Here is a 21675-nt window from a genome sequence, read left to right on the forward strand (position 1 = left end):
TGCGCGCAGCAAGGTAGTGCTTCCGGGTCACCGCCGCTGATCCATGGCCGAGCTGTTCCTTCACCGCGGGGCGCTTTCGTCGTTCTACGGCTGCGGCTCGCCGAAATAGATGATGTCGCCGGATACCTCGTTCTGCACCGCGAACTGACCCCCAGCGAGGGCAACGGTCGGTACCTGAATCGCGAATCGACCAGTCGACTTCACTCCGGGCTTCATGGCCACCGTAGGGGTTCCGATCCAATCCTCCGTGAGGACTGCGGGGCTGTTGTCGTCATTCCAGATGTCGTAGATCTGCCCGTCGGAGCCGACGAAGACGGGCTGCACAGACGTGGGCATCCCAGCCCGTCCTTCATCGGCATCGGTGATGTTCTCGTTCATCTCGGTGTTCATCCGGCCCATCACGTACTGCCACCCGTCTTTGACCGGGTTGTATGAGTTCTCGGCGATCACGGTTTCGGTGGCGTCAGCCTGAGGTTCTGTGATGGTGGCATCCCAGTAACTTTCGGGGGTGGTCCGCGCGTAGGTGCCGAAGGCGTAGGGTCTGCTCGCTGTCCCATCGGGCGCCCTGTCTTCGACAATCTCGGGCGTGGGCGTGGGCTCCGCCGTGACTGCCGGTGTCTGCGCTTGCGGTTCAGGGCTGGCTTGGCAGCCTGTGAGTGCGAGGGCAAGTACAAGCGGCAGAAGGAGGAGACGACGGTTCATGCTGGGGAGCATATCGGCGACGCGCCGGGGCGACGGGCGGTCCGTCGGGCCGATCCCGCGCGCGACTACGCCGACGATCTCGCTGATCAGTTATCCTCGTCGGCCGCCGAGGCCGCGGGGACGGTGACGGTGACGGTGACGGCCATCATCCCGAGGCACATGCTTGCAGCGATCGTTGCAGCACCGATGCGGCGCCGAACGCTCGCTCGTGTTTCTCATTCGAATCCTCCGTGATTCGTAGCGGCGGGTTCACTGCGGCGAGAAATTCGTCCCGGCGCTCTGGACTCCTTCTACTCACTGCCGAGGCGCGAGCAGCTTCGCCTCAAGGTCGAATCCAACGGCTCGCACGTTGCGCAGCGTCCCGAACTCGTTCTCGGTCTCTCCGCTGCCCGACTCGGCGAAACCGGCACGGATGCCGAAGAGCCCGGCGAGCACCGACTCGGTCACTGCCGAGGCGGCGTTGCTGTCCCGATTCGAGACTCCGCGTTCCGCCACCCAGAATGCACCGCCGCCGCGCGCCTCGACTGCCTGGCCCCACAGCGCACCCGATCGAGCTCTGTGCACGCGGCTGAGGAACTCCGCTGCGAGATCAGGTCGACCGAGACATGCCAGCGCGTAGGAGGTCGCGCCGGGCCAAGCGGCGAATGCCCCAGCGGCGCCGTGGTCCGGTCGATCCGAGAACGGAGCGACCGGATCGCTCGGTGCGAGTGCTCGCATCCAGTCGCCGTCGATCAGCTCGCGCTCGACGAACGCCACGAGGCCGGCCCGCTGGGCTTCACTGAGTCGGTCGGCGAGATGCGCAGCCACGAGCTCGGTGTCGAGGCAGTGAGCGATGCTGTCAGAGCCGTCAGGGTGTTCGATGGACCAGCGCCCATCTCCGAGGTACTGCCCGATCACCGCGTCCGCCAGCTCCTCGGCCACCGCTGCCGCGGCCTCCGCCTCGGCGTCCAGGCCGAGCCTATGCAACAGCGCCGCGATCGATCGCGACATGCCCGCGTATCCGGCATTGAAGGAGACCACCACGTCGCGGTAGTTCGGCACACACTCGAGCAGCTCCCACGCGTCGCTGCCGAGGTCGACCAGGCGACCATCGCCGTATGCGGCACGTCCCGTGACCGCGCGGCCGGCCATCTCCCTGAGATGGTCGAGCACGCTGCGTCCAGCGGCCTCCTCGAAGAGAACGCTCTCATCACCGGTGGTCCCGACATAATGCTCGACGATGGTGAAGAGCGCGTGGTCGTTCGCAGCGTAGTGGTTGCCCACCGGTTGCAGGCCTCGCGTGTCGAACGAGTGCGAGCGGTCGTACGGTTGCGCGAGAGCGGCGACGATCCAAGCGCGGATGCCGGCGGGTTCGAGCATCGCACCCGCCCTCGCCCACTCCGACTGGTCCCAGTAGAACGTGGTGGTCGCCCCGAGTCGTGGCCCACCGGTCAGGAACACTGGTCCGATCGGGCTGACGATCGTGTTGCGCATGTAGAGCATGAGCAGCGCACCCAGGTAGTACGTCTTCGCCAGCCCGGGCGAGGTGGATTCGAACGCCGGCAGGTGGCCGGAATGCGTCGTGTTGCCCGGCGTGAACGCATGCCGCCACAACGTGCGCCAGGCTTCGGCCACCGCGGCGAACTGCTCGTCGAAGCTTCGGGCGGTCATCACCGCACGCTCCTCGACCTCATCGCCGTTTTCACCGATGGCGAGCGCGACCCCGAGCTCGACAGTCTCGCCGGGCGCGAGGTCGAGACGCCACGACGCCAGCGCACGCTGCCCTTCGACGCGCAGCTCGTGGGGGGCGACGCTGAACGCAACGGCGCTGCGAGCAGTCGACGAGGCATCCGTGACGACGACGGTCGCTTCACGACCCTCGGCACTCCAGCGCTGTCCGCCCCACCATGGGGCGGTGCGACCGACCTCGATACCGTCGAGGTTGAAAACGAGGTGGTCCTCGCCGAACGAAGCTTCGAGTTCGTAGGCGCTCAGCAGTTCGACGGACTGATCCGCCACGATGCGCTCGCCGGCGATGCGGCACACGAACCGCCCGCCCTCCACGGCGAACTGGAGCGAGTCGGGGTGGTTGCCGTGCGTGAGCAGCACACCGTCGTCGAGCGAGTCGACGACAACGCGCATCGACACCGACGTGAGCGGTTCGAACGCGACGACCGCGTCGAGGACGACTTCGTCATCCGGCTGCCGGAGTTCCCACGGCCCCGCGATCCACTCGCCCGATACCCGCACGGCTTGGACGGTCCCGCGCGCGGCAGGGGGTCGAGTGCGCGAGGGCGAGTCGGGTGTGATGTGCGCCGGCAGTGCCGTGTCGAGCAGCATGGGGGCTGCGTCCTCGTCGCGCTGGATTCCTGGAATCCGTGGTCGCCCGAGGCGGATCTGGCGCGCGCCCTCCGCAACGAGGTGCGGCTGGCCCGGTCGGTCGGACAGCACGTCGGCGCGAACGCGCTCGGTCGCATAGAAGTCGTGGTGATGCCCGGCGCTCCAGGGTGTGCCGTACAACCATCCCCAGTCCACATCCGAGTAGGCGATCGGCGCGAGCACCTCCTGCTCGAGGTCGACCCGCCGGTCCATATCGGAGGTATTGGTCACCAGGATCCGCCACAGCACCTGGGCGCCCTCGTACTCGAGGCGCGTCTCAGTCTCAACATCGACGCCATCCATGGCACTCGACCTTGCGACGCCCCACGGTGCCCAGCGGAATCGGTCCGAAGCCCGTACCCGTCCGTCCACCTTGAGGATCCCGGTTCGGTAGCCACCGCTGAACGGCGGCAGGGCCAGCCAAGAGAGTGAGGTGAGGTCGGCGTTCACATGCGCCTGACCCCATTGATTGCGCAGGGAAGGCAAGTGCGGGAGTTCCTCCGCCTCCACCCAATCGCCTGCCAACTCATCGAGTACCGGAACACCCGGTGCGAGCATTGTCATCCCTTCGAAGCTCCCGACATCAGACCGTGAATGAATTCGCGTTGCGTGACCAAGTACCCGACCACCGGGATGATCGCCGCGAGGAACATGACCCCGAACAATTGCGCGTAGTCGGTGGAGATCGTGCCCACCGACTGGTAGATGCCGGTGGTGATCGTCTGCCCTTGCAACGGGCCCAGGATGATGAGCGGATTCAGGAAGTCGTTCCAGACCCAGAGGCCGAGGAAGATCCCCACGGTCGCTGTCGCCGGACGCACGAGCGGCATGACGATCGTCCACCAGATCCGAAGCTCGCCGGCCCCGTCGACGCGTGCGGCCTCGACGACCTCTCTCGGCACTGTCCTCAGGAAGCCGACGTAGAGGAAGACGGCGAAGGACAGGTACCCGCCGCCGACATTCGACAGGATCAGGCCCGGGTAGCTGTTGGCGAGTCCGATCGACTGCAGCAGCGACACGATGGGCTGGAGCACGACCTGCGGGGGCACCATGAGCCCGAGCGCGAACGCAGCCAGGAGGACGCCACGGATGACCGGTCGCTGCTCCGAGATCCAGAAACTCGTCGCCGAGGCGAGCGGGATGATCAGCACGAGCGTTGCCACGGTCACCAGGATCGAGTTCAGCAGGCCGCTCTGGATGAGGTGATCCGGCCGCTGGAGTGCACCCACGATGTTGTCGAGCGTGAACGGCGAGGGCAGGGCGAGCGGCTCTGTGAGGATCTGCTCCTGCGTCTTGAACGCGCCGGAGACCGCGAGATAGATCGGGATGACGAAGATGAGCGTGACCACCCAGGCCGCGATGAGATGCGCCGAACGGCGGGCAATGCCTGCCCGAGCACGAGATCTGCGCGCAGCGGAGCGATTCGGGTCATCCACGGGATGAGCCCGGACGGCCTTTTCGGGTTGTGTGATGGTGCTCACAGGTGAGCCTCCCGTCGACGAAGCAGTCCTGTCGAGGAGTACGCGACCACCGCGGTCAACAGGAGCAGGAACATGGCGATCGCGGACGAGTATCCGAATCGGTTCTCGGTGAATGCGACCTCCACCAGGAAGAACGCGAGCGACTGGGTGGAATTCGCCGGGCCACCACCCGTAAGCACGGCGATGATGTCGTAGAGCTTCAACGTCGTGATGAGGCACAGCGTGACGCTGATCGTGACGCCCGGCGCGATCATCGGGAAGGTGACGTTGCGGAATCGGGACAGCGCCCCGGCGCCGTCGACGCGTGCCGCCTCGTAGAGCTCGCTCGGTACCGACTGCAGCGACGCGGTGTAGACGACCGTCGAGAAGGCGATCGTCATCCAGCTCACGACAACGCAGATCGAGAAGGTCGCGAGTTCCGGGGTCCCCAGCCAGGAGACGGCCTCATCGGTGAGGCCCATGCTCTGGAGTGTGGAGTTGAGGAGTCCGTTCTGGTTGAGCACCGATCGCCAGATGAAGGCGACGATGACCCCCGAGAGCACCTGCGGGATGAACACCAGTGTGCGCATGACGCGGTAATTCCTGCTCGGACTGTTCAGCAGCAGCGCGAACAGCAGGCCCAGTGCATTTGAGACCACGGTGACGAAGACGACGACGACGAGCGTGAAGCCCAGCGTGCGGTAGAGGCGCGGGTCCTGGAACAGCTCGACGTAGTTGTCAGCACCGACGAACGAACTCGTCGCCTTCAGCGGGCTGCTGTTCGTGAAGCTCGTGACGAAGCTGGAGACCAGCGGCCAGAGGAGGAACGCCGCGTAGAGGATGATCGCGATGCCCGCGATGGGAGCGAGTCCCCACCGTGATCTTTGACGGGTGGACATGGGGTGCCTTTCCGGGTGGATGTCGAGCGTGGTCGAGGCCGGGCGGCGACACCGCCCGGCCTCAGCGGCTACTTGCCGACGGCCGCGTCCCACTCCTTGTCGAGCTGGGCGGCCTGCGCTGCAACGTCACCGTCGGAGAAGAGAGCCTGCGACAGGGCGTAGAGCGCGTCGTTCATACCCGGCGCGAGACTGTCGTTGTTGTTCACCCAACCGAACGACGAGACCTTCGAGTTCTCATCGGTGACGTACGCGTACGTGTCGAGGTAGAGTCCGGAGACCGAGACGTCGAAGTCCTCGATCGAGCGGTCCTTGAACATCGGGTACGCCCCGTCGGTCTCGATCAGCACCGTCAGGTTCGCGGGATCGAGTGACCACGCCTTCGCGAATGACGTTGCTTCGTCCACGTGCTCCGACTGCGAACTCACCGCAGTGGTGCCCCCCACATTGAAGGGGACGACGATGGAGCCGTCGTCGGTGGGCCACGGGAACGCGCCGATGTTCTCTGCCTGCTCGGGGGTGATGTAGCTCGACCCCGTGAACCAGCTGCCCATCGGGTACATTGCGCTCTTGCCGTCGAGGAAGTTCCGGTTCGCCGTCGCGTAGTCGACGCTCAGCGCTGCCGGGTCGTAGGCCTCCATCTCGACGAGGTCGCGCGCCTTCTCGAGAGCGCCGACGTAGAGCGGGTCGGAGAAGGACACCTCACCGGCGTAGCGCTTCTGGATCCACTCCGGGTCCTGCCCGAGCACGTCCGCGCTGCTCAGGCCGACGAGGGGCATGCTCGCCGCCCACGGCTCGGATCCGGCGAGCTCGAGCGGGGTCACGTCTGCCGCGCGGAACTTCTCGATCGCCGCGACGAACTCGGCCCACGTCTCCGGAACCTCGACGCCGTGCTCGGCGAACAGGGCCTTGTTGTAGAACACCAGGGGGAGCACCTGCGAGTTCGTCGGCGGGATGTACGTGCCCCCGTCGATGTCGTTGGCCTCGGGAAGGATGAAGTTCTCGTCCAGCCAGTCCTGGTCGAAGGGCTCGAGAAGCCCTGCCTCCAGGAAGTCGCGCGGCGTGATCGACGCGAGAACGTCGGGGAACTGATCGCTCGCCTGCAGCTGCTTGGCGTATGCCGTCCGGTCCCCACCAGGGCTGACGATCTTGTTGACCGTGACGTCCGGCAGATCGGTCAGGGCGTTCTCGATCGACTGATCCCAGAACTCCGGTCCGAGTGCGGGCGTCTCGAAAACCATGAACGTCAGATCGGCATCGCCCGATCCGGTCGACGCTGTCGTCGAACATCCTGCCAGTGCGGCCGTCATGCCGAGAGCGGCGAGTGCCAGGCCAACAGTGCGGCGTGTTCGCGTCATCTCATCCTCCTTGATGATGGATCTGATGATCCAGGTGCGTTGCGGGTTGATTGCTGGGAGCGAATAAGCCAAACGTTTTGCCCTATTCGCGGCCGATGTTACGCGGGCAAAGGTCGGATGTCAAGAACGGTAGAGCCGTCTCCGGATCCGTCCGGGATCGCCGAACTGGCCACCATCACGGGCAGCACCAATGAGCATTCGTCGTCGAATTCCGACTGCGGCGATCAGGCCGGGATACCGACGATCGAGTTCAGGATTCGGCGATCATGAGCGCAGAGGGGCGCGGGGAGAGCACCGAATCCAGCACGAGCGCTGCCGCCCCGATCGCCACGACATCGTCACCGAGGCTCGAGGTCTCGACCCTGATTCGTAGGTGCGTCATCCGGTGCGGCGAGGTGTTGAGGCGCTCGCCGATCTCCTCGAGCGCCAACGGTGCGAAGCTCGTCCAGAACGGCCCGCCGAAGACGAACACGTCGAGATCGAGGAGGTTGATGACGACGACGAGCGCCTCCGCGATGTTCTCTGCGGCGCGGGCGATGATGCGCGTGGCCCCCTCGTCACGTGCAGTAGCGAGAGCCACGAGCTCGTCGAACGACGCGTCGATGTCCGCCTCCGCGCCAGCGGCGAGGACGCCCTCTTCGACCGCCTGGGTGACCAGGAACGCAGGACTGGCGATGTGACCGAGCATGTCGCTGCGACTCCGGTTCGGAATGCCCGCGGCAGGCACAACGACCGCCCCGGCATTGCCGGCGTTGCCCGAGGAGCCGCTGCGCACCTCACCGTCGATCGCCAGCCCCAGGCCGAGACCCGAGCCGTAGTAGAAGAACCCGAAGTTGTTCCTCGCCGCCCCGCCGGCCGCCCAGATCTCCGCCACGGCGGCGACGTTGACGTCCTTCTCCAACAACACGGGCAGCTTCGTGAGCGTGGCGAGCTCGTCGCGGAGCGCGACATCCCGCCACCCCTCCAGCAGGGGCGGATCGAGGATGATCCCCCGCTCCCGGTCGACGGGACCCGGCGCAGCGATGCCGATGCCGACGAGTCGCGATCGGTCGAGCCCGGATGCGTCGACGAGTGCGCGAACCTCGTCGGCCATGGCCGCCACGACCGTCGAAGGATCCATCACCGACGGTGTGCGGGTGCGACGGTGCTCGACGACGTCGCCGGCGATGTTGAGCAGCACGTAGGTGACATACGCCGGGTCCAGATGGACGCCGACGGCGAAGCGGCTGTCCGGAATCAGCTTCATGATCACGGGGGGCTTGCCCCTGCCGTTGATATGCGTGCCCGCCTCTTCGATGAGGCCATCGTCGAGCAGGCGACGCGCGACATTCGACGCCGTCTGACCCGACAAGCCCACTCGCTGTGCCAGCTCCGCCCGGCTGATCCCGTTCGGGGATCTGCGGATGAGATCGAGAATCACGGTCTGGTTGAACTGGCTCACGGCCGGCATGTTCGTTCCGCGACGCATCCTCATCCTCTCCGCAGCCCGGAATTAGCATCCACGGACATACCCATCATGACTCATCCGGCCATCTGTATCGCGGATTCTGGAGGACATATCAGCAGGGCTGCTAGCTTATTCATCCGATGAATCACTACGTCTATGATCCCTCCTCCGGCGCAGGACTCCGCCGACCCGCCCGATCCTGGGTGCAGACAGACGCGCCGACGCGCTCACTGAACGGCGAGTGGGACTTCCGCCTCCTCGCCGGCGCACCAGGCCTGCCCGGCACCTCCGAGGTCCTGGCGCTGCATGAGTCTCCCGAGAGTTTCGCTGCTCCCGACTACGACGCCTCGGAGTGGCAGCGACTCATTGTCCCAGGGCACTGGGTGCTCACCGAAGACCTGCGCCACGGACACCCGATCTACACGAACGCGCAATTCCCCTTCCCCATCGAACCTCCGTTCGTCCCCGATGCGAATCCCACCGGCGACTACCGCCGCGAGTTCGACATCCCGCGCGAGTGGGCGACGATGGCCGGCATCGTCCTCCGCTTCGACGGGGTCGAGTCCCGGTACCGCGTCTGGGTGAACGGCTCTGAGGTCGGCATCGCATCGGGCAGCAGGCTCATGCAGGAGTTCGACGTGACCGCATTGGTGCGGCCGGGGCTGAACACCATCGCCGTGCGGGTCCACCAGTGGTCCGCTGCAACGTATCTCGAAGATCAGGACCAGTGGTGGCTCCCCGGGATCTTCCGTGACGTCACGCTCATCGCACGACCCCCCGGTGCCATCGAAGACGTCTGGCTCCGCACGGGATTCGATCGCGGCGTCGGGACGATCGATCCCGAAATCGTCGCCCCTGCCGACGCGTTCCCGATGACGTTCGAGATCTCCGAGCTCGGGGTCCGTGCGACCTGGCTCGCTCCGGCCGACGTCGGACCGATCGAGGTGGATGCCGTCGAGCCGTGGAGCGCCGAATGCCCCCGCCTCTACAATGCCGTCATCCAGGCCGTTGGTGAACGAGCCGAACTGCGCATCGGATTCCGGACGATCCGCATCGACGGCGATCAGCTGCTCGTCAACGGCGAGCGCGTCGTGTTCCACGGCGTCAATCGCCACGAGACCCATCCCGACCGCGGCCGCGTCTTCGACGAGGAGTGGGTGCGGGCCGACCTGCTGATGATGAAGGCGTTCAACGTGAACGCCTTCCGCACGAGCCACTATCCCCCGCATCCTCGAGTGCTGGACCTCGCCGATGAGCTCGGGTTCTGGGTCATGCTCGAGAACGACTTCGAGACCCACGGCTTCGCCACCGGCGAATGGGCCGAGAACCCGGCCGAGCACCACCTGTGGCGCGACGCCTGCCTCGACCGCATCGTGCGCACCGTCGAGCGTGACAAGAACCACCCGTCGATCATCATGTGGTCACTCGGAAACGAGTCCGGTACCGGCCAGAATCTCGCCGAGATGTCGGCATGGGTCCATGATCGCGACCCGGAGCGACCGGTCCACTACGAAGGCGACCATGTCGGGGCGTACACCGATGTGTACTCGCTGATGTACAGCTCGCTCGTGGAGACAGAGGCCGTGGTGCGCCACGACGCCACCTCCCTGCTGATGGACTGCTCGCCGGCGGAATCCGCTCGACAGCGCAGCAAGCCCTTCCTGCTCTGCGAGTATGCGCACGCGATGGGCAACGGCCCCGGTGGTCTCGATCAGTACGAGGAGCTCGCGTGGTCCCACCCCCGGTACCACGGCGGCTTCATCTGGGAATGGCGCGATCACGGGCTGCGCCGGCGCGACGCCGACGGGCGGGAGTTCTTCGCATACGGCGGGGACTTCGGCGAGATCTATCACGATGGCAACTTCGTGCTCGACGGACTCGTGCGATCGGACGATGTGCCCTCGCCAGCGCTCCACGAGTTCGCGCAGGTGTCGGCTCCCGTGCGGGTCGAGCTCAGCAGGCACGACGACGGAGTCGCGGTATCCGTGGTGAACCGGCGTCACTCGACCGACACGTCCGATCTCGTCTTCGTCTGGCGCCTCGAACGCGATGGTGAGCTGGTCGCGGAGGGCGTCCTGGATCTTCCCGCCGTCGGTCCCGGGGAACGAACCGAAGGACGCCTGGATCTCGAAGCGGCTCGATTCTCCGGCACGGCTGGCGAGCTCTGGCTGACCGTCGAGGCGGTCACGGCGGACGACCGGGAGTGGGCACCGGCGGGACACGTCGTGATGTTCGCGCAGGTCGATGTCACGGTCACAGCCCCGCCCCTCCGCGCTCCGCGGGCTCAAGCCCCGGCCGCGATCGAACGCGGGGAGGTGCCGGCGACGACCGTCCTGGGCGACGCCGAGTTCCACTATGGGCGCCTCGTATCGATCGCCGGCCGCCGCATCGACGGCCCCACTCTTCAACTCTGGCGCGCACCCACCGACAACGACCGACGTGAGATGTTCGGCAGCTACGACATCGACGCCCCGACGTTCGGCGATCGGATGGGGGTCATGGCCGCGCCGCATGCCGATGACTGGGCCGGGGCGCGCCTGGACCATCTCTCGATGCGGGTGATCGACGCGGCGGGTATTGCGGACGGCCTCTCGGTGCTTCGACGCTGGGGTGGGCCGGATCGCCGAACCGGAGGAACGATCCGTGAGACGTGGCGGCTCCTCGACGCGGAACTGTGGCTCCGGATCGACATCGCACCGAGCGCCGGGTGGAAGATCCTCTGGCCTCGCATCGGCGTCCGTTTCGATCTCGAGCGAGACGTCGATCGAGCGACCTGGTTCGGCACGGGCCCTCGCGAGTCTTACCCCGACAGCCGCCAGGCCGCACGGGTGGGCCGATTCTCGGCCGGCATCGACGAGCTCGGCTTCGAGTACTCGCGCCCGCAGGAGAACGGACACCGCTCCGAGCTGCGCACCCTCGAACTCGGCGCCGGCGAACGACCGTGGCTGCGACTCGATGCAGCCGCTGATTCGTCGGGACGACTGCCCGGGTTCACGCTCTCGCGATACACCGCCGAGGTACTCGCTGGGGCCGCGCACCCTCACGAACTCCCGCCGAGCACTGCGAACCATCTCTACATCGATGCAGCGCAGAACGGGCTCGGCTCGCGAGCGTGCGGTCCGGATGTCTGGCCGGACGCGATGCTCCGACCCGAAGCGCGTTCGCTCGCGCTGAGGCTCTCGGCGCCCTGACGCCGAACCCGACTCGGCGTCCAACCGCCGAACACCAGTGCGGCGCGAACGAGCGGGTACGTTCATCCTGATCAGGATGAACGTACCCGCTCGTCGTGTCAGACCGGCATCGCGATCACTTCGGCAGGTTCAGGCGATGCTCCTCGCTGGAATTCCCGACACTGTCGACGGCGCGATAGGCGACCACCCGCGCAGGACCCCGCAGCTTCACGGGACCGTCGTAGACCTTCCAGTTGCCTCCGTTGACGGAGTACTCGATGTGATCGACCCCCGATCCGTCGTCGGAGGCCGAGATGGTGAGCTTGCGCCCCGGGGCGAGCTTCGCCGACACCGCGGGGGCAGTGAGGTCGACACGCACCGACTCCGTGTGCTCTGCCAGCCCGCCGTCAGAGGAAGCGCGGACCTTCACCTCATGCTCGCCTTCGCCCAGCACCAGCGGCTCGGTGTAGTCCGCCCACTCGGCATCCTCCACCGCCGTCTGGATGAAGGAGACAGTGCTCTCATCGTCTGCGGCTGTCACCGTGACCGTGGCTTCAGCCCCGACCCACCCGTCTTCGTTCTCGGTCGGTGCGACCTGCACGTCGATGACGGGCGCCGTGTCATCCGTGACGATGCGGACCTCGTAGTAGGAGCCTGCCTCGGTGGGCACGGTGAGTACGTCGCCCAACGAATTCTGCGCAATGGTGGCTTTCATCTCCTTGCCGTCCTCGAAGATCGCAGCCTTCTGCCCCGGCCAGGGATTCAGGATCGAGAGTTCCTCGCCCTGCTCGCTCAGCACGCCGACGAAGGTGGCCGTGCCCGTGGCGTCCTGCGTGGCGTCCACGAGGAAGGCGCCGTTGGCGCGGAGGCGGCTGAAGCTCGCCTCCTGGTCGTCGTACCAGTTCGCGAAGACGTTCAGGAAGCCTTCGTTGCTCTGCAGGAGCGAGTCCTGCACGACACCGAGCAGATTGGCCGCACCGATGTCGCCGATCGTGTTGTTGCCGCGCATGCCGGTCCAGTCGCTGGGCGCGGGATCGATCGACCCGATCTTGAGTTGATCCATGATCTCGTGGATGTCGTATCCGAGTCGCGTCGCACTGGTGAGGCGTCGAGCGTTGCCGATGGCGTTCTTCACGTCGAGGTAGTTGAGATATTTCTCCTTCATCTCGGGCGAAGCGCTCATGCCGACGGCGTCGTAGTAGTACACGCTCTGGATCGTCACCGGATTGCCGTCGAACGTCGGGCCCGGGTCGCCCTGGGTGCGCCCCTCGACATCACTGATCGTGGTCTTGCCGTTGTAGAGGAACGTCGGTTGGGGACTCATGTTGTCGAGGATGTGCTGCCATGCGGCGACTCGATCGGCGTCCACGCCGAGCTCGTTCGCCGCCTCGATGGCGTTGCGGAGGATGTAGTTCGCAGCGTCGATGTCGAAGATCGGATTCCGACCGGTGACGCCCTCGTGCGTGGCTCCGTAGACGACGTACTTGCCGTTCTCCAGGGTCACATAGCCCTCCCAGAACACGGCGACCGAGCGCAGCATCGGGTAGAGGTGCTCCTGCAGGAACTCATCGTCGCGGTTGTACTGCCAGAGCTTCACGAGCGGCATCAGCACCGAGCTCGCATCAGCGGGAGAGTTCCAGTAGTCCTTCCAGCCGTTGTACTGCTCGGTCGAGGCGCCCCATGGCCCGATGTGGGTCGGGAACAGCGCTCCGCCTTCGATCCCAGCAGTGAAGGGCGCCGGACGGCCAGTGCCCTGGATCACCCAGTTGAGGTCCTGCACCGATTCCGCACGCCGCTCCGCCTCAGGCCAGTAGTCCTCGAGCACATCGACGTAGTTCTGGATGCCGTCGAGCCGGTTCGCCGTGACCAGCGGGTGCACCTGCCGCTGCATGTCGGTGTTGGTCGTGTAGTCGCCCTGCCAGGCGGAATTGTCGTTCGCCGTCCATGGGAACAGGCCGGCGGACAATCCGGCGTTGTGTTCGCTGGAGACCGACGTCGCGCACCCGAGCTGGTACAGCAGGCCGTAGTACATCCGCTCCACCTTCTGGTCCTGGATGTCGATGAACGACTTCAGCCAGTACTGCTTCCAGTACTCGCGATGCGCCTGCTTCGACTCGGCGATGGCGTCGGCATCCGTCCGTGAAACCGCCTTCTCGACCGCCTCGTCCTTCGCCTGCGCCAGGCTATTGGCACTCCCGCTCTCCTTGCCGCCCTCGACGGCGGAGACGACCGTGACCGACTGGCCCGCGTCGAGGGAGAAGCTGGTCCTGTTGGTGCGAGCGTCGACGTTCGTGACGACCGTCTCGACGTCGCCGACCACGGTCGACGCCATCGCGACGTTCACGGTCCAGCCGGGCCAGGTACCGTCGGCACTCACCCGTGACGACGGCTTGCTGACGCCGGTCTTGCTCGCGACCATCACATCGTCGCGCACCTCGGCGGACGTGGTGTCGTTCGCGGTCCAATTCGAAACGTCGATCGAGAGCGGGGCGGTGGTCGTGTTCTCGATGCGCGTGACGACGAGGTTCTCCCTGGCTGAGAGCCAAGTGGAGGTGGCGAAACCGCGTTCGGATTGCGCGAACACCTCAGCGTTCTTCATGTCCTGCTCGTACCGGAACTCCGACGGCGCCGGTGCCGGGTCTGCGTAGAGCTCGAGGCCGTAGATCCGCGCGACCGACCCGGTACCCTGCTCGGCCTTGGTGATCAACAGCCGTAGGTACCGTGCGGTGAGCGGAGTCGTCAGGTTCCGGTCGGTGACATTGGCCGTGTTGCTGGCCACCGTGTCCGCATCGGTCCAATCGGCGTCCACTCCGCCTTGCGGCGCCTCAACGGTCGAGTACTGAAGGCGGAAGTCGCGGGTGATCCGGTCCGCCCCTTCCGATCCACCATGCTTCACGACCCAGCGCGAGATGTCCTGTTCCTCGCCCAGATCGATGACAGCCCAGAAGGTCGTCGATCCGCCGTTGGTCGCCACGGTGGAACACCACTTGGTGTTGTCCTTCCCGTCGACGAGATTGGCCGGCCCCTCGTTCGGAGCGCAGGAGCCGGCGACGCTGACGGGCTTCCCCCTGGCGAGGTCGACGCCCTTGGAAGTGCCGATGGTCAGCCCGCCGAAGGCCGTATGCTGCTGGCCGTCGTTGCTCGCACGGTCGCGCCACATGTCGCTCCGCGAGAGGTAGATGTTCTGGGTCTGGCGATCTCCGGCCATGAAGGCGTAGACGGTGCCGTTACCCATGAGCGGGCCATCGGGGCTGAACTTCGTGTTCCAGGGCGTGCCGAGCGGCGTGTCCTTCGTATAGACGCCCTTGTAGGCGTCGAGGAGGCCGGAGACCCGTTCCCACGCGGCATCCGTGGCCGATGCGTCGGCGGCTTCCGCGTGGGTCGGAGCGATCGCTCCTCCGAGCACGGCCACCGATAGGGCGCACACACCCGCGACGAGCCGCGCTGTCGCCCTTCTTGTGCTCATCATCGTTCGTTCGTTCCTCTCTGAATGAACCGGACGCAATATCACAAACCTTTTGCGTTAACGTCGGAGGGTATCGCCACGAACAATCCGATGTCAATGCGGAGACCTGCGTCAGGATTCGTCAATTCCGGCGGCATAACCGCCCGGCAGCGGCCGACCGGTGTGATGAATTCCGCGAGCGGCGTGGCGCTACGACTTTCACCCCCGCGCGTCTCCCCCCTAATGGGGGTGGTCTTAGTGGTAGCCTCGAGCCACCACCACGAGCGGCGGCGACTGCGATTCGGGTTCGCAGCCTCCTCACTACCGATCGTGATGGCCGGACGAAGAGCAGGAGGGGGCCAACCGCTCTTCGCCCCTGAGTGACGCGCTCGCTCAATGCGTGCGCCATTGATGGAACCGCGACCCTACCCGCGTAGGTCATCGATGGCCGGGCTGGTGAGACCCCTTCACCGGCCCGGCGGCCCCACCTCGTCCCGCCCGGATCACTCCGTCGTGCCCTGAACTGGGGCGTGACGAACGCGCATCGCCGCGAGGACAATCGATCGTGGTGGCGCGCTGCGAACCCGACACGCCGATCCTCGATGCACTGGCCCTGTCCGATGACCCGGCAGGCAGCCCCACCCGGATCGCGCCCTCCCTCGGCCGGCCAGAGGCCCGCCGAGGGAGGGCCATTCCCTGGCGTCGTGTCGGCGGCCGGGTGCAGACTGGGCGCATGTGCGGACGATTCGCGAACGACGCCAAGATCGACGAGCTGATCCAGGAGTTCGTCGCCGAGGGCGGCGACTACCGCGACTGGCGACCCCAGTTCTCCATCGCGCCGACCGAGGTCGTGCCGATCGTGCGGGAGCGCAAGAACAGCGAGACCGGCGAGGTCAGGCGTTCGGTCGACCCGGCGGTGTGGAACTTCCGGCCTTCGTTCATGAAGGAGTCGAAGCGCCCGCAGTTCAACACGCGCATCGAGACGGTCGCCACCAACGGGCTGTGGAAGGGCGCCTTCGCGTCATCCCGATGCCTCGTGCCGATGCGCGGCTACTACGAGTGGACCGGCGAGCCCGGCAGCAAGCAGGCCTGGTTCCTGCACAGCGATCAGCCGCTCCTCGCCGCCGCCGGCATCTACACGGCGCGCAAGGTCGGCGAGGAGTGGGAGGTCTCGACCTCGATCATCACGCGCGAGGCTCGGGATGCCTCGGGCGAGGTGCACGACCGCATGCCCGTCTTCCTCGACCGCGCCGCTTGGAACGACTATCTCGCGCCGGTGAAGCTCGACGACCCCGGCAAGGCCGAGATGATCGCCCTCATGACCGCCGAGTCCGAGCGCGTTGCCGCGTCGATCTCGAACTACGAGGTCGACCGGCGGGTCAACAACTCGCGCGCCGTCGACCCGGCCGATCCGACGCTGATCGACCCGCTCGGCTGACGCCGGCGACCCTCCGGGTCAGAACTTGCCGCCGAGTGCCTTGTTCTTCAACGCCTCGAACTCGCCGTCGCTGATGATGCCCTGATCGCGCAGCGACTGCGCCTTCGTGATCTCCTCCGCCGGGCTCGCGAACGACGTCGCCCGGATCTCGTCCTCGGAGTACTCCTGATACTCGACCTGCTTGCGGGAGGAGCGCTCGGCCATGCCGTTGCCGCGGGCGATCAGGTAGACCAGGGCCGTGATGAACGGCACGAAGACGAGGAAGACGACCCAGACGGCCTTCAGCCACCCGTTGAGCGAGTGGTCTCGGAAGATGTCGATCAGGATGTAGACGAGGGCGAACAGGTACGCCACGTAGGCGAAGATCCAGAAGCAGAACCAGAACCAGTCCCAGACGGAGTTGAGGAAGTACATGGCGAACGCCTTTCGACCGAGCCGGGATCACCGGCGAGCGACATCGGCGCCCTGGCAGCGCCGTGGGTCTTGCTGACGTCAACCTAGCGCAGGCCCGGTCTCATGGTGCAGAGGCACGCGAGGCCTGCGGATCACACCGTCGAGACGGGCTGGCGCGACGACATCGGCAGCGCGTACGACGGAAGCCCGCAGCGACGGATCAACCACTCCGCGACGATCAGGTTCGGGATCCAGCAGAGGAACGGCACCGCCGCATAGGCGTTCTCGAACGCGGCCCCGAAGTCGAAGTCGCCGCCGGGCATCGCCTGGACTCCGAGGAGCACGCCGATCCAGAGTCGCAGCGTGACCGCCGCGTAGGTCAGGGCGAAGTTGCGCATCATCCAGGCACGGTGGCTCGCGACATCCCCCGCCCTGATGGAGCGGTAGGCGCGCAGGCCGGTCACGATCCACAGCACGGCGAGCGCGCCGAACCCGAAGAATCCCACGAGGCCGGCCGAGTTGAACGGGGCCATCACGAGCCCGGCGACACCGGCGATCAGGACTGCGGAGAGGTACCCGCGGCCGGTCCAGCGATGCACCCGCGGATGCCTCGTGCGAAGCCCGCGCCAGAACTGCAGTGGTCCGGCGACGAGGGCGATGCCGCCGGCGACGATGTGCACGTAGAACGCGAGCTGCACGAACCAGGGCCGACCGTCGTAGTTCGGGGCGAGTCCCACGCCGTCTTCGGAGAGCGCGGCGAGCGACGCGGTGAGATAGGGCACGACGGCGTAGACGGCGATCGCCAACGACGACAGCAGCACCCACGTCCACCCGGCTCGCGTTGCGATCGAGCCGCCGGCGCCGGGGGACATCCCTCCTCCCTTCGCTCGCGACGAGTCGGGAACGGATGCTGCTGGGGTCCTGGTTCCGGTGCTCATGCGGCTCAGCATGGCGAACAGCGAGACGTGCCGGCATTGGGCCCTCCCCCGGATCCGGAGGGGTGCAAACCCCCGGGTGCGGCGCCGGAGGGATGACGCGCGGCACTCAGCCCTCGGGCGCCGCCTCGAGCCGACCCGACTCCACCGCCGCGACGAACGCCCGGTAGTCGCGTTCGTTCTGGTCGGCGTACGCCGCCGCGAAGTCGGCGATGGCCTCGTCGAACCGGTCGCTCTCGCCGAGGTAGCCGGCGATCGCGATCCGGTCGCCCGAGCGGGCGTGAGCACGAGCGAGCGTCTCGCCGCAGACCTGCGCGTACAGCCGGGCGCCGGCCGGCACCATGACCTCGGCGTCGAGGGCGCCCTTCCAGTCGTGCAGCTGGCGCAGGTAGAAGTCCCGCGCGATCCCGTCGTGCCCGATCACGCGCTGCCAGCCGAGGAAGATGTCGCTGGCCGCCTGCATCATCCGTTGGCCGCGCACGACGCGCTCGCCGTGCTCCTCGTACACGCTCGGCGCGAGGGAGCGCGCGAGCACCGACGCCTGCGCCTCCTTCGCCTGCAGCAGCAGCGGGTCCTCGCTGTCGCGGCCCCCGAGCAGCACGATCCACGCCCTGGTGCCGACGCTGCCGACGCCCACGACCTTGCGCGCCATGTGCAGGTAGGTGAACTCCTGCAGTGGATGCCGCGCGATCGGCAGCGTGGTCTGGTACGTGTGGAGCAGGTGACGCATCTCCTGCTCGTCCTCCTCGCGCGTGCGCCCGAGGGGCCTGAGGTCCTCGATCGGCACGATCAACGGCGGATCGGCGGTGATGCGCAGTTCGCCGTCGACGAGCCGCACGAGCTTCGAGAACGCGCGCATGCTGTCACGGGTCTTCGCCTTCGCGAACGTCGACTCGGCCCGCTCGACCTGCTGCTTGCCGGCATGCCCGGCGCGTCGCTCCGAGCGCACCCATTCCGCGATCTCGTCGGCGTCGAGCCGGTCGTACCAGGCTTCGAGCACACGGGAATCGGCGGCCCGCTTCATCCGCTCCCGGTAGCCGCGCACCGCCGCGACCGTGACCGCGCGCCGCTCCGAGGCATCGAAGCCCCGGTGCCTGCACGCGACCTCGAAGCTCGCCGCGAGCCGCTTGAGGTCCCACTCCCACGGTCCAGGCAGCGTCTCGTCGAAGTCGTTGATGTCGAAGACGAGCTTGCGCTCTGGGGTGCCGAAGACGCCGAAGTTCGAGAGGTGCGCGTCACCGCATATCTGCGCCGTGATACCCGAGTCGGCCGTGTGCGCGAGGTCCGCGGCCATGATCAGTGCCGCCCCGCGGTAGAACGTGAAGGGCGACACCATCATGCGCGCGTGGCGGATCGGGATGAGCTCGGAGACCCGGTTCGCCGCCTGCTCCTCGAGCAGCGCCACCGGATCGGGCCGGTCGGCGGCCGGAGCCCAGTCGGCGTGGTCGGCGCGCGGCGAGCGCCGGCGCGCGGCGCGCCCCCACTCGGCGCGGGCGGCGAAGTCGGTGGGATCGGGGAGCGGTTCGGGCGGCGCGGCGGCCCTCCGGCCCGATCCGGCGGCATCGGATGCCTCGTGGTGCGCGTTCATGGTGCTCCCCCGTTCCTCGTCGTCCCCGCCGGGCTCACGTCACCGGCGGGGCATCCGCTTTCTCTGGCTTGCGGCCCATGACCTCGGTCGGGATGCCCCGCGAGAAGAAGAGCGCGAAGAACGCGATCACGATGAGCGCGAAGAACGCGGTGTGCAGCGACGAGATCTGCGAATCGGTGTAGATGCGCGTGAGCTCGGCGCTCTCGGCCTCGTCGAGGCCGGCCTCCTGCGCGATGCCGGCGACATCTGCGGCCGGGAGGATCGCGACCCCGGACTCGGTCTGCTCGCTCACGAGCGCCTTCGTCTCGGCCGAGAGCTCGCTCGACGCGACGCCGAGCGCGAAGGTCGAGGCGAGCGCGCCGATCAGCACCGAGCCGATGAGGGCGGTGCCGAGCGAGGAGCCGAGGTTCTGGAAGACGCCCTGCAGGCCGCCGACCTCGCTCGTCTGCGACTCGGAGACGCTCGACATGTTGACGTTGCCGAGCTGCGAGGCGAGGAGGCCGAGCGCTGCGCCCGCGACGAACATGCCGAAGCCGAAGGCGAAGTTCTGCAGTTCGAGGTCGACCGAGGCGAGCAGCAGGATCGAGCTCAGCACGAGGGCGATCTGGCCGATGCGCACGATGCGGCGCGGCGACCAGAGCCGCGACAGTCGAGTGCCGACGATCGAGAAGAGGATGAGCGAGATCGAGAGGGGGAAGATCTTGAGGCCCGTCTCGAGCGCATCGAGGCCGAGCGTCATCTGCAGGTAGACCGGCACCATGAAGAACAGGCCCGCCGTGATCGCGTACTGCGCGCCGAGCACCGAGAGGCCGCTGCGGAGCCGCGCGATCCCGAACAGCGCGACGTCGACGAGCGGCTGCCGCCCGGCGGCGGAGAGATGGCGTTGGCGCCGCACGAACAGTGCCAGGAGCCCGGCGCCCGCGACGATCAGCCACGCGCACAGCGAGATGCCGAGCGGCGCGATCTCGACGCCGCCGATCTCGGGCGAGTGCAGCGGCGTGATCCAGCCCCACGTCTTGCTCTGCAGCATGCCGAGCACCACGAAGACGAGCCCGACGGCCGAGAGCAGCACGCTCCAGACGTCGATGTGCGCGGCCTGCCGCGCGGTGCGGTCGCTGATCACCCGGGTGAACAGCACGACGAAGAACATGATGACGACCTCGCCGACGAACACGTAGCGCCAGCTCGCGTAGGTCGTGAGGAAGCCGCCGATGAGCGGCCCGGCCGCGACCGCGGCGCCCGAGACCGCGCCGATGACCGCGAACGCGGTGATGCGGTCGGTGCCCTCGTAGTTGTCGGCGATGAGCGCGGCGACCGCGGGGATCACGAGCACCGCGCCGATGCCCTCGATGATCGACCAGCCGAGGAAGAGCACCTGCACGTTCGGGCTGAGCGCGGTCATGAGCGAGCCCAGCGCGTAGATGCAGGAACCGATGACGAACGCACGGCGCCGCCCCCAGACGTCGCCGAGCTTGGCACCGAGCAGCATGAGCGCCGCCATCGTGAGCGTGTAGAACGTGATCGCCGCCTGCATCGCGGTGACCGTGGTGTCGAGGTCCTCGACGACGGTCGAGATCGACACGTTCATGACGGTTCCGTCGAGCACCATCACGAACTGCGCGGCCCCGAGGATCGCGACCACCGACCACTTCTTCATCTGATCCCCGCTTCCGACGACGTGCCGTGGAACGTGCGGTCGGGCGGGCCTCGCGACCCGGCGACCTCCGGCAAGGTGCAGCCGAGGTCAGTATGGCACCGGATGCCCCGGCGCGGGCGTGTTTGCTGCTGCACGCGACGGTGCGTCGTGGTCGCCCGCCGGTCGCCCCTCAGTCGCGCGGTGTCCACTCCCCGATCGAGACCGCATCGAGGCCGGCGAGCGCCTCGCGGACCGCGGGCTTCGTCTTCATGCAGCCGTCGACGGGCGAGCGCACTGAGACGACGCTCCCGTCCGCGCCCTCGAGCCAGAGCGGTGGCACGATCTCCATCGACAGTGCGCACGCCATGTCGGGCGGCGCCACCTCATCCGGGGCGCCGAGCGCGGCGAGCAGTGGGCCGAAGTCGCCCTCGTAGCGGGTCACGAGCGCGACGACATGGAGGGCGCCGTCGCGGCTTCCGGTCTCGCGCACCTCGACGCCGCAGGCGTGGGCCGCGACGACGACGAACCCCTCGGGCACGGCGCCGGGCGGCGGGATCGGCTCGGCACCCGCCGTCGGCGAGAGCGGGCCCGAGGGTGAGCGGCAGTCGAGGGCGTCGGCCACGGCGGCCGGGGTGTCCGGCTGCGGCTCGACGACCGGGGCCGGCGAAGCCGGATCTGTGCGCAACGGGCCGGTGCGAAGATCGGGGGTGCACCCAGACATCAGCGCCACAGCGGCGATCATCGCCAGCCCGGCCGAGCCGGCCCGCAGACGAGTCATCCGTGCCTCCCGAGCACGAGCGTAGCCGGAGGGTCGGGCGCGAGCGGGACCGGTGGGGTCGAGCGTGACCG

Annotated in this window: 14 protein-coding genes; 2 read left to right on the forward strand and 12 right to left on the reverse strand. The window is 67.3% G+C overall.

Annotated elements, in window-relative coordinates; genetic code table 11:
• Window positions 1–84: 84 nt before the first annotated feature.
• The 6 genes from ASE14_RS20580 to ASE14_RS11410 all read right to left on the reverse strand — a co-directional run bounded on the left by ASE14_RS20580 (window position 85) and on the right by ASE14_RS11410 (window position 8242).
• Window positions 85–702 (reverse strand): hypothetical protein, encoded by a 618-nt coding sequence (locus tag ASE14_RS20580; protein ID WP_157372944.1) that lies wholly within the window; start codon window positions 700–702, stop codon window positions 85–87.
• Between the two features lie 294 nt (window positions 703–996).
• Window positions 997–3363, reverse strand: coding sequence for a hypothetical protein (locus tag ASE14_RS11390; RefSeq protein ID WP_056654681.1), 2367 nt, complete (start codon window positions 3361–3363; stop codon window positions 997–999).
• Window positions 3364–3620: 257 nt separating this feature from the next.
• Window positions 3621–4409 carry a carbohydrate ABC transporter permease gene (locus ASE14_RS11395; protein WP_200953311.1) on the reverse strand — a complete coding sequence of 263 codons (789 nt, stop codon included), beginning with the start codon at window positions 4407–4409 and terminating at the stop codon, window positions 3621–3623.
• Between the two features lie 128 nt (window positions 4410–4537).
• Window positions 4538–5419 (reverse strand): carbohydrate ABC transporter permease, encoded by an 882-nt coding sequence (locus tag ASE14_RS11400; protein ID WP_056654682.1) that lies wholly within the window; start codon window positions 5417–5419, stop codon window positions 4538–4540.
• A 68-nt stretch (window positions 5420–5487) separates the two neighbouring features.
• Complete coding sequence (locus ASE14_RS11405; RefSeq protein WP_056654683.1) at window positions 5488–6774, reverse strand: ABC transporter substrate-binding protein; 1287 nt, start codon at window positions 6772–6774, stop codon at window positions 5488–5490.
• Between the two features lie 250 nt (window positions 6775–7024).
• Window positions 7025–8242, reverse strand: a complete 1218-nt coding sequence (locus ASE14_RS11410; RefSeq protein ID WP_056654684.1) for an ROK family transcriptional regulator — start codon at window positions 8240–8242, stop codon at window positions 7025–7027.
• Between the two features lie 119 nt (window positions 8243–8361).
• On the opposite strand from ASE14_RS11410, the gene ASE14_RS11415 reads away from it, so the two are divergent.
• Entirely contained in the window at window positions 8362–11412 is a 3051-nt protein-coding gene (locus ASE14_RS11415; RefSeq protein ID WP_056654685.1) for a glycoside hydrolase family 2 TIM barrel-domain containing protein, read from the forward strand.
• A gap of 115 nt (window positions 11413–11527) precedes the next feature.
• On the opposite strand, the gene ASE14_RS11420 is transcribed toward ASE14_RS11415, so the two are convergent.
• Entirely contained in the window at window positions 11528–14860 is a 3333-nt protein-coding gene (locus tag ASE14_RS11420; RefSeq protein WP_082600580.1) for a discoidin domain-containing protein, read from the reverse strand.
• A 709-nt stretch (window positions 14861–15569) separates the two neighbouring features.
• Between ASE14_RS11420 and ASE14_RS11425 the strand changes: the two genes are divergently transcribed.
• Window positions 15570–16274 (forward strand): SOS response-associated peptidase, encoded by a 705-nt coding sequence (locus ASE14_RS11425; RefSeq protein ID WP_056654687.1) that lies wholly within the window; start codon window positions 15570–15572, stop codon window positions 16272–16274.
• Window positions 16275–16292: 18 nt separating this feature from the next.
• On the opposite strand, the gene ASE14_RS11430 is transcribed toward ASE14_RS11425, so the two are convergent.
• From ASE14_RS11430 to ASE14_RS11450, 5 genes are all read right to left on the reverse strand, one after another.
• A complete protein-coding gene (locus ASE14_RS11430) occupies window positions 16293–16688 on the reverse strand; it encodes an SHOCT domain-containing protein (protein WP_056654688.1) in 396 nt (131 codons plus the stop codon).
• A gap of 131 nt (window positions 16689–16819) precedes the next feature.
• Window positions 16820–17539 (reverse strand): DUF2306 domain-containing protein, encoded by a 720-nt coding sequence (locus ASE14_RS11435; RefSeq protein WP_056654689.1) that lies wholly within the window; start codon window positions 17537–17539, stop codon window positions 16820–16822.
• A gap of 172 nt (window positions 17540–17711) precedes the next feature.
• A complete protein-coding gene (locus tag ASE14_RS11440; protein WP_056654690.1) occupies window positions 17712–19190 on the reverse strand; it encodes a DUF2252 domain-containing protein in 1479 nt (492 codons plus the stop codon).
• A 34-nt stretch (window positions 19191–19224) separates the two neighbouring features.
• Entirely contained in the window at window positions 19225–20847 is a 1623-nt protein-coding gene (locus tag ASE14_RS11445) for an MFS transporter (protein ID WP_056654691.1), read from the reverse strand.
• Between the two features lie 169 nt (window positions 20848–21016).
• Window positions 21017–21604 (reverse strand): hypothetical protein, encoded by a 588-nt coding sequence (locus tag ASE14_RS11450; RefSeq protein ID WP_056654692.1) that lies wholly within the window; start codon window positions 21602–21604, stop codon window positions 21017–21019.
• Between the last annotated feature and the right edge of the window lie 71 nt (window positions 21605–21675).

Source organism: Agromyces sp. Root81, from assembly GCF_001429165.1.
Lineage (GTDB): Bacteria > Actinomycetota > Actinomycetes > Actinomycetales > Microbacteriaceae > Agromyces.